Here is a 14,647-nt window from a genome sequence, read left to right on the forward strand (position 1 = left end):
AGTGAAGCCCTCGCTGCCATGCCGCAGGAGGGGTTGCCAGGCGAGCCCGTCACCTTCATGTTTTCTGGCCCGGATGCCTGTCGCCTGATGGAACAGCAACTGTTGCAAGCGCTTGCGCAACCACCAATGCCGCCCCGCACCTGGCGCTTTTGCAATGTGGATAAAGGCCAATGCGCGCAATTGTCCATCAGCCCACTGGGCAGTGAGGCCGCGAACCCGCAGCTTAATGCCAGTCAGTTAAGTAATTTGGGGCCGCTTTGCGACCCTTCGCGGGCACGCCCGCTCCCACAGGGGATAGCGCATCTCTTGCGTTCAGCGCCTGTGGGAGCGGGCGTGCCCGCGAAGGGCTGCAAAGCAGCCCCAGTAACGCTTAACCGACAGGCATTAGGCCGCAGCCAGGTTCTTTCATGGCACAGGCCAGCAATCAGAGCAGCGAACGGCCCTTGTTGGCGGCAATGCGCATACGCAAGGCGTTGAGCTTGATGAAGCCAGCAGCGTCGGCCTGGTTGTAGGCGCCGCCATCTTCTTCGAAGGTGGCGATGTTGGCATCGAACAGCGAATCATCCGATTTACGGCCAACCACGGTGACATTGCCTTTGTACAGCTTCAGCCGCACCACACCGTTCACGTTGACCTGCGAAGCGTCGATCATCTGCTGCAGCATCACGCGCTCCGGGCTCCACCAGTAACCGGTGTAGATCAGGCTGGCGTACTTGGGCATCAACTCGTCTTTGAGGTGAGCAACTTCACGGTCCAGGGTGATCGACTCGATGGCACGGTGGGCCTTGAGCATGATAGTGCCGCCAGGCGTCTCGTAGCAGCCACGCGACTTCATACCGACATAACGGTTTTCGACGATGTCGAGGCGGCCGATGCCGTTGGCACCGCCGATGCGGTTCAGGTCGGCCAGAACGGTTGCCGGGGTTTTCTCGACACCGTCAATGGCAACGATGTCGCCGTTGCGGTAGGTGAGTTCGATGTAGGTGGCCTGGTCCGGGGCGTTCTCAGGCGAGACACTCCAGCGCCACATGTCCTCTTCGTGCTCGGTCCAGGTGTCTTCCAGAACACCGCCTTCGTAGGAGATGTGCAGCAGGTTGGCGTCCATCGAGTACGGCGACTTCTTCTTGCCGTGGCGCTCGATCGGGATACCGTGCTTTTCGGCGTAGTCCATCAGCTTCTCGCGGGACAGCAGGTCCCACTCACGCCATGGGGCGATGACCTTGACGCCAGGCTTGAGCGCGTAGGCACCCAGCTCGAAACGCACCTGGTCGTTGCCCTTGCCGGTAGCGCCATGGGAAATGGCGTCTGCGCCGGTTTCGTTGGCGATTTCGATGAGGCGCTTGGCGATCAGCGGGCGGGCGATGGAAGTACCCAGCAGGTACTCACCTTCGTAGACGGTGTTGGCGCGGAACATCGGGAACACGAAATCACGCACGAACTCTTCGCGCAGGTCGTCGATGTAGATCTCTTTAACACCCATTGCCTGAGCCTTGGCGCGGGCCGGTTCGACCTCTTCGCCCTGACCCAGGTCAGCGGTGAAAGTCACCACTTCGCAGTTGTAGGTATCCTGCAGCCACTTGAGAATCACCGAAGTATCAAGGCCGCCGGAATACGCCAGTACGACCTTTTTTACGTCCGCCATGCCATCACTCCACGGGGTTGTACGGAAAAGGACCGATTCTAACGGCGTTAACGATAAATTTACAGTGGCGCGACAGCTTCTGACGACAAAGCGACAAGAACTTTCACAGGGGCGACGGACGGTAGTGAGGCAGGCAAGTCAAGGGCCTGCGGTGCACGCGGCTGTCCAACCTCAAGGTTGCCTGGCCGGGGCAGCAGCAGCAGCAGGGACTTGCTCGGTCGGTTTCTCCACCGGTTTTTCAGGCACCACCACCCGGTCCAGCTCGATGTTCACCCGCCGATTCCGCGCCCGGTTGGCTGCAGTGTTGTTCTTGGCCACCGGGTAGCGCTCGCCGTGGAAGCGTACGGTGATCTGCTCATCCTTGATGCCATGAGCCTTGAAGTAGTCCGCCACCGCCAGCGCCCGGCGGCGTGACAGGTCGCGGTTGGTCAGGCGATTACCGCTGTTGTCGGAGTGACCGTTGAGCTCGACATGGTTCACCGAAGGGTCGGCCTTCATGTATTCGAGAATCACATCCAGCCTGGCCTTGGCCGCGTCATCCAGTTCGATGCCCCCGCCCGGGAAACCGACCTGGGTCTGGCGCACCTGATCGTAGTTCATGGGCAGCAGCTTGGCGGCACACACCTGGTAATCGCTGTAGGCCTTGGCAAAGCTCACCGGCAGTACCCGCACCTCCATGGGCCGGCCAGCTTCGCCCGCATAGCTGCGCACCACCGTGCTGCGCCCGTCCAGCAAGCCATTGATCAGGCGGCTGGCCTGGCCTTGCGACGAACTGAACAACACGCCAGTACGGGCCATGCGCACGCTACCCAGGTTGATATCACCACGACCGGGTTGCCACGGCGCCGCCGCCGCCAGCAGGCTGGCAGTGCCGGCCCCCAGTATGTTGCTGGCCGAGCGCAGCTGGAACACTGCCTGCTCGCCCGCCCGGCGTACGAACTCACCACTGCCAAAACCATCGATCGGCTGGATCAGCCGGCACTCGAACGGGTCACCCTCGACCTTCCAGGCAATGTTCTCCATGCGCGTCTGGAAAGTCAGCGCGGCAGCCGGCAGGCTGGCGAACAGGGTCAACAGGGTCAGGTAACGCTGGCGCACGGGCGGCTCCACAATTTCAACGGCTTACCTGCAGGCTATCGGACGCCAACCGGAAAACTTGATAGCCGTGCTCGGCCCAGGGTTTTCCGGTAGCATTGGGGCTTGAGTTCGACCCGCCTGGAATCCCCAATGTCCGATCGCCTGACCCTCCTGCGCCCCGACGACTGGCACATCCATCTGCGTGATGGTGCCGTCCTGCCCCACACCGTTGGCGATGTGGCGCGTACTTTCGCCCGCGCCATCATCATGCCCAACCTGGTTCCGCCGGTGCGCAACGCCGCCGAGGCCGGTGCCTACCGTGAACGCATCCTCGCTGCCCGCCCGGCAGGCAGCCGCTTCGAGCCGCTGATGGTCCTGTACCTCACCGACCGTACCAGCCCCGAAGATGTGCGTGCCGCCAAGGCCAGCGGTATCGTGTATGCCGCCAAGCTGTACCCGGCGGGCGCCACCACCAATTCCGACTCGGGCGTGACCAGCATCGACAATATCTTCCCGGCCATCGAGGCATTGGCGGAGGTCGGCATGCCGCTGCTGGTGCACGGCGAAGTGACCCGCAGCGAAATCGACGTGTTCGACCGCGAGAAGCGCTTCATCGACGAGCACATGCGCCGCCTGGTCGAGCGCTTCCCGGCCTTGAAAGTGGTGTTCGAACACATTACCACCAGCGATGCCGCGCAGTTCGTCACCGAGGCACCGGCCAATGTTGGCGCGACCATCACCGCGCAACACCTGCTGTACAACCGCAACCACATGCTGGTCGGTGGCATTCGCCCGCACTTCTACTGCCTGCCGATCCTCAAGCGCAACACCCACCAGGTGGCCCTGCTGGATGCAGCCACCAGCGGCAACCCGAAGTTCTTCCTCGGTACCGACTCGGCCCCGCACGCCCGTCACGCCAAAGAAGCGGCCTGCGGCTGCGCCGGCTGCTACACCGCCTACGCGGCTATCGAGCTGTACGCCGAAGCGTTCGAGCAACGCAACGCGCTGGACAAGCTGGAAGGTTTCGCCAGCCTGCACGGCCCAGCTTTCTATGGCCTGCCGGCGAATACCGACACCATCACCCTGGTCCGCGAAGAGTGGACCGCCCCGCAGAGCCTGCCATTCGGCGAGCAAACCGTGGTGCCGCTGCGCGCTGGCGAGAAATTGCGCTGGCGCCTGCTGGAGGAAAACGCGTGAGCGAAGACCTCTACGAAGACGACCTGGAAAGCCAAGGCAACAGCGGGTCGCGCCATCCAATGGCCGAGCGCTTCCGCGGTTACCTGCCGGTTGTAGTGGACGTGGAAACGGGCGGCTTCAACAGCGCCACCGATGCCTTGCTGGAAATTGCTGCAGTGACCATCGGCATGGACGAGAAAGGCTTCCTGTTCCCCGAGCACACGTACTTCCACCGGGTGGAGCCGTTCGAAGGCGCGAACATCGAGGCGGCCGCGCTGGAGTTCACCGGCATCAAGCTCGACCACCCGCTGCGCATGGCAGTCAGCGAGGAAACCGCGCTGACCGATATTTTCCGCGGTGTGCGCAAGGCCCTGAAGGCCAATGGCTGCAAGCGGGCGATTCTGGTCGGCCATAACAGCAGCTTCGACCTCGGCTTCCTCAACGCGGCCGTGGCGCGCAATGACGTGAAGCGTAACCCGTTCCACCCGTTTTCCAGCTTCGACACGGCCACCCTGGCCGGCCTGGCCTATGGCCAGACCGTACTGGCGCGGGCTTGCCAAAGCGCCGACATCGACTTCGATGGGCGTGAAGCGCACTCGGCGCGGTACGACACCGAGAAAACGGCGGAGCTGTTCTGCGGCATCGTCAACCGCTGGAAGGACCTGGGCGGCTGGCGCGACTTCAACGATTGACCTGTGGGCCGCCTGGCGGCCCTTTCGCAACACAAGCCCGCAGCCACCACCCAGGCACAAAAAAACCGGCCACCAGGGCCGGTTTTTCATGCGCGCCGCAATTACAGCTTGCCGGCGTTCTCGCTCAGGTAGGCGGCTACGCCTTCTGGCGAAGCATTCATGCCTTTGTCGCCTTTTTTCCAGTTGGCCGGGCAGACTTCGCCGTGCTCTTCGTGGAATTGCAGGGCGTCGACCAAGCGCAGCAGTTCATCCATGTTACGGCCCAGTGGCAGGTCGTTGACGATCTGCGAACGAACAACACCGTTAGTGTCGATCAGGAAGGCACCACGGAAGGCCACGCCACCTTCGGACTCAACGTCGTAGGCTTTGCAGATTTCGTGGGTCATGTCGGCAGCCAGGGTGTACTTCACCTGGCCGATGCCGCCGTTGTTGACCGGGGTGTTGCGCCAGGCGTTGTGAGTGAAGTGCGAGTCGATGGACACGCCGATCACTTCTACGTTGCGCGCCTGGAAATCAGGGATGCGGTGGTCCAGGGCGATCAGCTCGGACGGGCAGACGAAGGTGAAGTCCAGCGGGTAGAAGAACACCAGGCCGTACTTGCCCTTGATGGCCGAAGCCAGGTTGAAGCTGTCGACGATCTCGCCATTGCCCAGCACGGCCGGTACGGTGAAATCGGGGGCTTTCTTACCAACGAGTACGCTCATTGTAATCTCCTGATGAGGGTGTAGAACCGTTTGCCGGGCCAGACGGGCCTGCCCGACATCCAACAAAGGCGACCATCATACACGGCTTCTGATGACAGGCCGAATCCAACGAGCAGGCAACCGCCGGTCGCTCAAGCACGGGCCTTGCAGAAAGTGCTTTGACAAGCATTCTCATTAACATTAAGCTCCAACCCATCGACTCAACCAGCGATGGTCAGCCCTTATGTATGTGTGTCTTTGTGTCGGCGTTACTGACGGACAGATCCGCGACGCGATCTATGAAGGATGCTGCAGTTACAAGGATGTGCGAGCCGCGACCAATGTCGCCAGCCAGTGTGGCAAATGTGCCTGCCTGGCCAAGCAAGTAGTCCGCGAGACCCTGACCGAGCTGCAGGTCAGCCAGGCCGCGCTTCCCTACCCGGTAGAATTCACCACCGCCTGAAACCAGAATTTCCAAGAACCGGACCTAGTGTCCGGTTTTTTTATGCCTACATATCAATAAGTTAGGGCACCAACGCGGTTCACAAACATTCTTATTCCTATTAATTTTCATTTATTATTCAATCACTTAGGTTTGACACACTTGCGCATCGGGCTCAAACTTCCTGCTATTGGCACACTTCTACAGGGCAGGAACCCAAATGAAAGGCGACGTAAGCGTCATCCAGCATCTCAACAAGATCCTCGGAAACGAGCTGGTCGCGATCAACCAGTATTTCCTGCACGCACGCATGTACGAAGATTGGGGCCTGAACAAACTCGGCAAGCACGAGTACAAGGAATCGATCGACGAGATGAAGCACGCTGACAAGTTGATCAAGCGTATTCTCTTCCTCGAAGGCATCCCTAACGTTCAGGACCTGGGCAAGCTGTTGATCGGCGAGCACACCAAGGAAATGCTCGAGTGCGACCTCAAGCTCGAACACAAGGGCCTGGCCGATCTCAAGGCCGCCATCGCCCACTGCGAAACCGCGGGTGACTTCGGCTCGCGTGACATGCTGGAAGATATCCTCGAGTCCGAGGAAGAACATATCGACTGGCTGGAAACCCAGCTGGGGCTGATCGACAAAATCGGTATCGAAAACTACCTGCAATCGCAGATGGGCGAAGAGTAATCACCCGCTGCATAAAAAAACCCGCGATCAGCGGGTTTTTTCATGCTTGCCGAAATCAGGCTTCGGCAGCTTTGGCCTTGGCGGCGGCGTCCTTGATCAGGGCCTGCAGCTCACCCTTTTCGAACATTTCCAGCATGATGTCGCTACCGCCGACCAGCTCACCGGCCACCCACAGCTGCGGGAAAGTCGGCCAGTTGGCGTACTTTGGCAGGTTGGCGCGGATTTCCGGATTCTGCAGGATGTCGACGTAGGCGAACTTCTCGCCACACCCCATCACAGCCTGCGATGCCTTGGCCGAGAACCCGCACTGCGGGGCATTCGGCGAACCTTTCATGTAAAGCAGAATGGTGTTGTTGGCAATCTGCTCTTTGATCGTATCGATGATATCCATCTAGCACCTCAGCTGAACTTTCCGACGCGATCGTCGGCACGGTGAGGCATTGTAACGGAAAGCCGAGCAGCATGCTCGGCCTTGCCATCGCTCAAGCGGCCTCGACCTGCACGGGTACGCCATTGAGCGCCGCATTGCCCGACACCGGGTCACGCAAGCGCTCGTCGGTAAGGTCATTGGCACTCACGCCAGGCTGCGCCTGGGCGACCTGCAGGTGTACGCCCTGCCGGCCATGACCGAACCCATGGGGCAAGCTGACCACACCGGGCATCATGTCCTCGCAAGCCAGTACCTCGACTTCCAGGGCACCGGTGCGCGAGCGAATCCGCACCCGCTGGCCATCCTGCAGTTGCCGCTGCTGCAGATCGTGGGGGTGCATCAACAACTGGTGCCGGGGCTTGCCTTTGACCAGCCGATGAAAGTTGTGCATCCATGAGTTGTTGCTGCGCACGTGGCGGCGCCCGATCAACAACGATTCGTTCGGCGCTGGCGGTGCTTGCCGGGCCAGCCGCTGCAAATCGTCCAGCAGCACCTGGGGCGCCGCTTCGATCGCCTTGCTGGCAGTGGCCAGGCGAGCCTCGAGGTTGGCGCGCAACGGGCCAAGGTCCAGGCCATGCGGGTGCTCATCGAGCTTGGCCAGGGAAAGCTGCCAGGCGGTTGCCTCGCCGTAGCGGCCTTTGCGCAGGGCCAGGTCGATCATCTGTGCGGGCGCCACGGTTGGCTTGATCTCCAGCCCGGCACGCCTGGCATAGGCCTGCGCCAGCCCGACAAAAATTTCCCAGTCATGCAAGGCGCCCTGCGGCTTGGCCAGGATCGCCCGGTTGAAGCGCGTGATGTTGCGCACGGCCAACAGGTTGAATGTGCTGTCGTAGTGATCATTTTCCAACGCCGAGGTCGAGGGCAGGATCAAGTCGGCATGGCGTGTGGTCTCGTTGATGTAGAGGTCGATGCTGAGCATGAACTGCAACCCCTCCAGCGCAGCGTCCAGCTGGCGGCCGTTGGGCGTGGACAGCACAGGGTTGCCGGCCACCGTCACCAGGGCATGCACCTGCCCCTCGCCGGGCGTCAGCATTTCTTCGGCGAGGGCCGCCACCGGCAGCTCACCGCCGTATTCGGGCAACCCCGATACCCGGCTTTGCCAGGCATTGAAATGCCCACCCGAGGTGGTTGCGACCAGGTCCACGGCCGGCTCCGTACACAACGCCCCACCGGCGCGGTCGAGGTTGCCGGTCACCAGGTTGATCAGTTGCACCAGCCAATGGCACAGGGTGCCGAAGGTTTGCGTCGACACGCCCATGCGCCCGTAGCACACCGCCTTGTCGGCGGCGGCGAAATCCCGTGCCAGCTGCCGGATCTCGGCCGCCTCGATGCCACACAGCGCGCTCATGGCCTCGGCGCTGAGAGGCGCCAGTGCCGCGCGAACCTGCTGCAGACCATTGACCGGCACGTGCGAGCGCCGTGTCAGGCCCTCGTCGAACAGCGTGCTGAGCAGGCCGCACAACAGCGCCGCATCGCCCCCGGGGCGAACGAACAGATGGCGGTCGGCCATGGCCGCCGTTTCGCTGCGCCGCGGGTCCACCACCACCAGGCGCCCACCGCGCGCGCGCAGGGCCTTGAGCCGCTTCTCCACGTCGGGCACCGTCATGATGCTGCCGTTGGAGGCCAGCGGGTTGCCGCCAAGAATCAACATGAAATCGGTATGGTCGATATCCGGGATCGGCAATAGCAAGCCATGCCCGTACATCAGGTGGCTGACCAGGTGCTGCGGCAACTGGTCCACCGACGTGGCAGAGAAACGGTTGCGGGTTTTCAGCAGGCCGAGGAAATAATTGCTGTGGGTCATCAACCCGTAGTTGTGCACGCTGGGATTGCCCTGGTACACGGCCACGGCATTGCGCCCATGGGCCTGCTGGATCGCCCACAGCCTGTCGGCGGCCAGGGTAAACGCTTCATCCCACTCAATCGCCTGCCAGTGCTCCCCTACCCGTTTATGGGGCTGGCGCAAACGATCCGGGTCATTCTGAATATCCTGCAACGCTACCGCCTTGGGGCAGACATGGCCGCGGCTGAACGGGTCGTGGGGGTCGCCCTTGATCGAGCTGATCTGCGCCCGCCCCGCGTCGTCATGGCTGATTTCGATGTTGAGCCCGCAGATCGCTTCGCACAGGTGACACGCACGGTGATGCAGGGTCTTGGTCATGGCCGCCTCTGCCTTGTTGTTGGGTAGTGAACGAGCTGAAACTATGCGCCCGGCACCCTACCCCGGCCAGCGCGCTTCGCCGCGTGAATCCACCGACATCAGTGGCACGATTTGCGACAGCCATTTGCCAAATTGCCAAATTGCCAGCAAGCCGTGTACAACCTGCTGTAGCAAATAAAAAACAGCACAGCCCAATGGGTAGAGACACGCCTTGCAACGTCTTTGCAGGCGGGCTGCTGTTTCCCCTCTTGGCTTTAGGCGACATTTACTTATAGTATTGCGCCTTTCCCTTTTTCGTCCGCCCCCGTGCGGCTTACGCCGCAGGTCACTCCCGTTGTCAAAAAAACCATACGGCGACCTGCATACTGTTGCAGATAAGGTAGTCAATCATGAGCGCTAGGCACTTTCTCTCCCTGCTGGACTTCACCGCCGACGAATTGCTCGGGGTGATCCGCCGCGGCATCGAGCTGAAGGACCTGCGCAAGCGAGGCGTGCTGTTCGAGCCGCTGAAAAACCGCGTGCTGGGCATGATTTTCGAGAAGTCCTCGACCCGTACCCGTGTGTCGTTCGAAGCCGGCATGATCCAACTCGGCGGTCAGGCCATTTTCCTGTCGCCGCGCGATACCCAGCTGGGCCGTGGCGAGCCGATTGGCGACAGCGCCATCGTGTTGTCGAGCATGCTCGACGTGGTCATGATCCGCACCCATGCCCACAGCACCCTCACCGAATTCGCCGCCAACTCGCGCGTGCCGGTGATCAACGCGCTGTCCGACGAGTCGCACCCGTGCCAGTTGCTGGCCGACATGCAAACCTTCCTCGAACACCGCGGCACCATTCAAGGCAAGACCGTGGCCTGGATCGGCGACGGCTTCAACATGTGCAACTCCTACATCGAGGCCGCCAGGCAGTTTGACTTCCAGTTGCGTATCGCTTGCCCGGAAGGTTACGAGCCTGACCCACGCTTCATGGCCATTGGCGGTGACCACGTGCAAATCGTGCGCGACCCCAAGCAAGCCGTAAGCGGTGCCCACCTGGTGACCACGGACGTCTGGACTTCCATGGGCCAGGAGGAGGAAACTGCACGGCGCCTGGCGCACTTTGCGCCTTACCAGGTCACCCGCGAACTGCTCGACCTGGCGGCACCCGACGCCCTGTTCATGCACTGCCTGCCTGCCCACCGTGGCGAGGAAATCAGCCATGACCTGCTCGACGACCCGCGGTCCGTCGCCTGGGACCAGGCTGAAAATCGCCTGCATGCACAGAAGGCCCTTCTCGAATTCCTTGTCGAACCGGCTTACCACCACGCATGAGTCAACCCTTACTGCTCAACCTGCGCAACCTCGCCTGCGGCTACGGCGACCAGCGCATCGTCCAGAACCTCAACCTGCACCTGAACGCAGGCGACATTGGTTGCCTGCTGGGTTCATCGGGTTGCGGCAAAACCACCACCCTGCGCGCCATCGCCGGCTTCGAGCCGGTGCACGACGGCGAGGTCCAACTGGCGGGCGAGGTAATTTCCCGAGCCGGTTTCACCCTGGCCCCGGAAAAGCGCCGCATCGGCATGGTGTTCCAGGACTACGCGCTGTTCCCGCACCTGACCGTGGCGCAGAACATAGCCTTCGGCATTGCCAAGCACCCCCGCCAGGCGGCAGTCATCGAAGAAATGCTCGAGCTGGTCAAGCTGGCTGGCCTGGGCGGGCGTTACCCGCATGAGCTGTCTGGCGGCCAGCAGCAACGGGTCGCGCTGGCCCGTGCACTGGCCCCCGAGCCACAGTTGCTGCTGCTCGACGAGCCGTTCTCCAACCTCGACGTGGAACTGCGCCGGCGGCTGAGCCATGAGGTGCGTGACATTCTCAAAAGCCGCGGCACCAGTGCCGTTCTGGTCACCCATGACCAGGAGGAAGCGTTTGCCGTCAGCGACCAGGTCGGGGTGTTCAAGGAGGGCCGCCTGGAACAGTGGGACACACCCTACAATCTGTACCACGAGCCACAGACACCGTTCGTTGCCAGCTTCATCGGCCAGGGCTATTTCATTCGTGGCCAGATGGTCAGCCACGAGGCGGTCAGCACCGAACTGGGCGAGTTGCGGGGTAACCGCGCCTACATCATGGCCGTGGGCAGCTCGGTGGATGTGCTGCTACGCCCGGACGATATCGTGCATGCACCAGGCAGCCCCCTGCAGGCCAGAATAGTCGGCAAGAGCTTCCTCGGCGCCTCGACCCTGTACCGCCTGCAGTTGCCGACCGGCAGCCAGCTGGAAGCGATATTCCCCAGCCATGACGATCAGCAGGTAGGTGACGATGTCGGCATTGCGGTAAAGGCCGACCACCTGGTGCTGTTCCCGGCACCCGGTAGCGTTGCGGCGCAGTTGTCGCCCCTTGAGAACGGGGTTCGTCGCTACAGCTCGGCGACCTGATACAGGGTGCTGGGGCTGCACGGCAGCCCCAGCTTCTCAGCCCCTGCCAATACCGGCAAATTTGCCCTGGGTATGCTCGGCCAGCACTGCGGCCGCCAATTCCACCTCAAGCCCTCGCCGTCCGGCACTGACATGGATGGTTGCAAAGTTCTGCGCCGAATCATCGATGAAGGTGCGCAGGCGTTTCTTTTGCCCCAGCGGGCTGATTCCACCCACCAGGTAGCCCGTAGCGCGCTGCGCCGCCGCCGGGTCGGCCATTTCGCACTTCTTCACCCCGGCAGCATGGGCCAGGGCCTTGAGGTCCAGGGTGCCTCCCACTGGCACCACCGCCACCAGCAACTCGCCTTTCTCGCTGCTCGCCAGCAACGTCTTGAATACCTGCTGCGGGTCCAGCCCAAGCTTCTCTGCCGCCTCCAGCCCATACGACGCCGACTTGGGGTCGTGTTCGTAACTGTGCACGCGATGCTCGGCACGATGCTTCTTCAACAGGTCTAGGGCGGGGGTCATGCAGGGGCTCCGGTCTGGGACGGCTCGGCGGCTACTTTAGGACAATTCCCACATGGCAGCCAGCGCACCGCAATCGCGCAGCTCTGGCACGGGCATCCGAAACCGATTTTAGCGGCCATTTCGTGACTGGTCGTTCACTTTCGACCTTTGACATCAGCGTTTCTTGTCTATATTTTTTCGTTTCTGAATACGCGGTGCACGTTAAAGGTGCACTTCCCTGCTCGGTATCAATGGGGATGGACGCCGAGCTTTGCTGTCGAGCGCCAAGCGCCTCACAACAAAAACAACGAGGTCATACATGACGACTGCTCTACGCCAACCCACACTGTCCAGCCAATGCCTGGCCGAATTTCTCGGCACGGGCTTGCTGATATTCTTCGGCACCGGCTGCGTTGCCGCGCTCAAAGTCGCGGGCGCCAGCTTCGGCCTGTGGGAAATCAGTATCATCTGGGGTGTCGGGGTAAGCATGGCCATCTACCTCAGCGCCGGCATTTCCGGCGCGCACCTGAACCCGGCCGTGAGCATCGCCCTCACCCTGTTCGCCGGTTTCGACAAGCGCAAGCTGCCCTTCTACATGCTGGCCCAGGTGTGCGGCGCATTCTGTGGTGCAGCACTGGTCTACACCCTGTACAGCAACCTGTTCTTCGATTTCGAACAGGCGCACGCCATGCTACGCGGAAGCGAAGCCAGCCTGGAACTGGCGTCGGTGTTCTCCACCTACCCCCACCCCTCACTCTCCACCGGCCAGGCCTTCCTGGTCGAAGTGGTGATCACCGCTATCCTGATGGCTGTGATCATGGCCCTGACCGACGACAACAATGGCCTGCCGCGCGGCGCCGTGGCGCCGCTGCTGATCGGCCTGCTGATCGCCGTGATCGGCAGCGCCATGGGCCCGCTGACCGGGTTCGCGATGAACCCGGCCCGTGATTTCGGTCCAAAGCTCATGACATTCCTGGCGGGCTGGGGCGAAATTGCCTTCACCGGTGGGCGCAGCGTTCCTTACTTCCTGGTGCCGATCTTCGCGCCGATCGTTGGCGCCTGCGTGGGCGCCGCGGCCTATCGCGGCCTGATCGCCCGCAACCTGCCTGTTGCAACTGCCGAGCACCCTGAGACAAATGACAACCGCCAGGGCGATACTCAAGCCAGTTGATCGCGGCATCACACACAGCCCTGACCCCCTATTCTTGCAAGGCCTACGACCATGACAGACACCCAGGATAAGAACTACATCATCGCCCTGGACCAGGGCACCACCAGTTCGCGAGCGATCATTTTCGATCGTGACGCCAACGTGGTGGGTACCTCCCAGCGCGAGTTCGCCCAGCACTACCCGCAGGCGGGCTGGGTCGAACACGACCCGATGGAGATCTTCGCCACCCAAAGCGCGACCATGGTCGAAGCCTTGGCCCAGGCGGGCATCAGCCATGCGCAGGTTGCCGCGCTGGGCATCACCAACCAGCGCGAGACCACTGTGGTATGGGACAAGGAAACCGGGCGCCCTGTATACAACGCCATCGTCTGGCAGTGCCGCCGCAGCACCGAGATCTGCGCCCAGCTCAAGCGCGATGGCCATGAAGACTACATTCGCGAAGCCACGGGCCTGGTCACCGACCCGTACTTTTCCGGCACCAAGCTGAAATGGATCCTCGACAACGTTGAAGGCGCCCGTGAACGGGCCGAACGTGGCGAATTGCTGTTCGGCACCATCGATACCTGGCTGATCTGGAAATTTTCCGGTGGCAAGGTCCATGTCACCGACTACACCAATGCCTCGCGCACGCTGATGTTCAACATCCACAGCCTGCAGTGGGACGACAAACTGCTGGAGATCCTGGGCATCCCGCGGCAGATGCTGCCTGAGGTGCGGCCGTCGTCGGAAGTGTACGGCCACACCAAGAGCGGCATCGCCATCGCCGGTATCGCCGGTGACCAGCAGTCGGCCCTGTTCGGCCAGATGTGCGTGGCACCGGGCCAGGCCAAGAACACCTACGGCACCGGCTGCTTCCTGCTGATGAACACCGGCAGCCAGGCCGTGAAGTCTTCCCATGGTCTGCTCACCACCATTGCCTGCGGGCCACGGGGCGAAGTGGCCTATGCATTGGAAGGCGCCGTGTTCAATGGCGGCTCCACCGTGCAGTGGCTGCGTGACGAGCTGAAGATCGTCAACGACGCACTGGATACCGAGTACTTCGCCAGCAAGGTCAAGGACAGCAATGGCGTGTACCTGGTGCCGGCGTTTACCGGCCTGGGTGCACCGTACTGGGATCCCTACGCCCGTGGTGCGCTGTTTGGCCTGACCCGCGGCGTGAAGGTGGACCACATCATTCGTGCGGCCCTCGAGTCGATCGCCTACCAGACCCGCGACGTGCTCGACGCCATGCAACAGGACTGCGGCCAGCGCCTGTCCGAACTGCGCGTGGACGGTGGCGCAGTGGCCAACAACTTCCTCATGCAGTTCCAGGCAGACATCCTCGGCACCTGCGTGGAACGCCCGAAGATGCGTGAAACCACAGCCCTCGGCGCAGCATACCTGGCGGGCCTGGCCTGTGGCTTCTGGTGCGGCCTGGACGAGTTGCGCGACAAGGCCATCATCGAACGCGAGTTCAGCCCGCAGTTGGATGAAGCGCAGAAAGAAAAGCTGTACGCCGGCTGGAAGAAGGCCGTAGATCGCACCCGCGATTGGGAAGATCACGACGCCTGAGGGACCCTCAGCGATGCCGCGGTCCC

At 61.9% G+C, this 14,647-nt stretch carries 14 protein-coding genes and 1 pseudogene; 9 read left to right on the plus strand and 6 right to left on the minus strand.

The annotated features are described in order from the left end of the window. Positions 1-222: pseudogene (locus DMX12_RS30375) on the plus strand (hypothetical protein); the annotation flags it as partial. A 202-nt stretch (positions 223-424) separates the two neighbouring features. On the opposite strand, the gene DMX12_RS18970 reads toward DMX12_RS30375, so the two are convergent. Both DMX12_RS18970 and DMX12_RS18975 read right to left on the minus strand, forming a co-directional pair. After that, a complete protein-coding gene (locus DMX12_RS18970; protein WP_029886602.1) occupies positions 425-1,642 on the minus strand; it encodes an argininosuccinate synthase in 1,218 nt (405 codons plus the stop codon). A 171-nt stretch (positions 1,643-1,813) separates the two neighbouring features. Then, positions 1,814-2,740, minus strand: a complete 927-nt coding sequence (locus DMX12_RS18975; protein WP_110679154.1) for an OmpA family protein — start codon at positions 2,738-2,740, stop codon at positions 1,814-1,816. Positions 2,741-2,869: 129 nt separating this feature from the next. Between DMX12_RS18975 and pyrC the strand changes: the two genes are divergently transcribed. Further along, positions 2,870-3,916, plus strand: coding sequence for a dihydroorotase (gene pyrC / locus DMX12_RS18980; RefSeq protein WP_029887753.1), 1,047 nt, complete (start codon positions 2,870-2,872; stop codon positions 3,914-3,916). 59 nt (positions 3,917-3,975) lie between these two features. After that, positions 3,976-4,587: a ribonuclease T gene (gene rnt / locus DMX12_RS18985; protein WP_232108621.1), complete on the plus strand. Its 612-nt coding sequence runs from the start codon at positions 3,976-3,978 to the stop codon at positions 4,585-4,587. A 101-nt stretch (positions 4,588-4,688) separates the two neighbouring features. Here the strand turns inward: rnt and DMX12_RS18990 are convergent, their stop codons facing one another. Continuing rightward, positions 4,689-5,291 (minus strand): peroxiredoxin, encoded by a 603-nt coding sequence (locus tag DMX12_RS18990; RefSeq protein ID WP_009684560.1) that lies wholly within the window; start codon positions 5,289-5,291, stop codon positions 4,689-4,691. Between the two features lie 223 nt (positions 5,292-5,514). On the opposite strand from DMX12_RS18990, the gene DMX12_RS19000 reads away from it, so the two are divergent. Further along, complete coding sequence (locus tag DMX12_RS19000) at positions 5,515-5,733, plus strand: bacterioferritin-associated ferredoxin (RefSeq protein WP_009684559.1); 219 nt, start codon at positions 5,515-5,517, stop codon at positions 5,731-5,733. Between the two features lie 199 nt (positions 5,734-5,932). Beyond that, positions 5,933-6,406: a bacterioferritin gene (bfr, locus tag DMX12_RS19005; RefSeq protein WP_009684558.1), complete on the plus strand. Its 474-nt coding sequence runs from the start codon at positions 5,933-5,935 to the stop codon at positions 6,404-6,406. Positions 6,407-6,461: 55 nt separating this feature from the next. Here bfr and grxD read toward each other — a convergent pair whose 3' ends face one another. Together grxD and DMX12_RS19015 are read right to left on the minus strand one after the other, a co-directional pair. Continuing rightward, entirely contained in the window at positions 6,462-6,797 is a 336-nt protein-coding gene (grxD, locus tag DMX12_RS19010) for a Grx4 family monothiol glutaredoxin (protein ID WP_009684557.1), read from the minus strand. Between the two features lie 91 nt (positions 6,798-6,888). Next, the gene (locus DMX12_RS19015; RefSeq protein WP_110679155.1) at positions 6,889-8,997 is read right to left on the minus strand and encodes a molybdopterin oxidoreductase family protein; all 2,109 of its coding nucleotides are present in this window, start codon (positions 8,995-8,997) and stop codon (positions 6,889-6,891) included. 389 nt (positions 8,998-9,386) lie between these two features. Here DMX12_RS19015 and argF point away from each other — a divergent pair, with 389 nt between their 5' ends. After that, positions 9,387-10,307 carry an ornithine carbamoyltransferase gene (gene argF / locus DMX12_RS19020; protein ID WP_054913622.1) on the plus strand — a complete coding sequence of 307 codons (921 nt, stop codon included), beginning with the start codon at positions 9,387-9,389 and terminating at the stop codon, positions 10,305-10,307. After that, entirely contained in the window at positions 10,304-11,413 is a 1,110-nt protein-coding gene (locus DMX12_RS19025; protein WP_110679156.1) for an ABC transporter ATP-binding protein, read from the plus strand. Before argF ends, DMX12_RS19025 begins: the two co-directional genes overlap by 4 nt. A 36-nt stretch (positions 11,414-11,449) precedes the next feature. On the opposite strand, the gene ybaK is transcribed toward DMX12_RS19025, so the two are convergent. Then, positions 11,450-11,920: a Cys-tRNA(Pro) deacylase gene (ybaK, locus tag DMX12_RS19030; RefSeq protein ID WP_009684551.1), complete on the minus strand. Its 471-nt coding sequence runs from the start codon at positions 11,918-11,920 to the stop codon at positions 11,450-11,452. A gap of 298 nt (positions 11,921-12,218) precedes the next feature. Between ybaK and DMX12_RS19035 the strand changes: the two genes are divergently transcribed. Beyond that, entirely contained in the window at positions 12,219-13,070 is an 852-nt protein-coding gene (locus tag DMX12_RS19035; protein WP_110679157.1) for an MIP/aquaporin family protein, read from the plus strand. 51 nt (positions 13,071-13,121) lie between these two features. Next, entirely contained in the window at positions 13,122-14,621 is a 1,500-nt protein-coding gene (glpK, locus tag DMX12_RS19040) for a glycerol kinase GlpK (RefSeq protein WP_029887758.1), read from the plus strand. Positions 14,622-14,647: the final 26 nt, after the last annotated feature.

Origin of the sequence: Pseudomonas sp. MB-090624, from assembly GCF_003205245.1 — a bacterium.
In the GTDB taxonomy this organism is placed as follows: domain Bacteria; phylum Pseudomonadota; class Gammaproteobacteria; order Pseudomonadales; family Pseudomonadaceae; genus Aquipseudomonas; species Aquipseudomonas juntendi.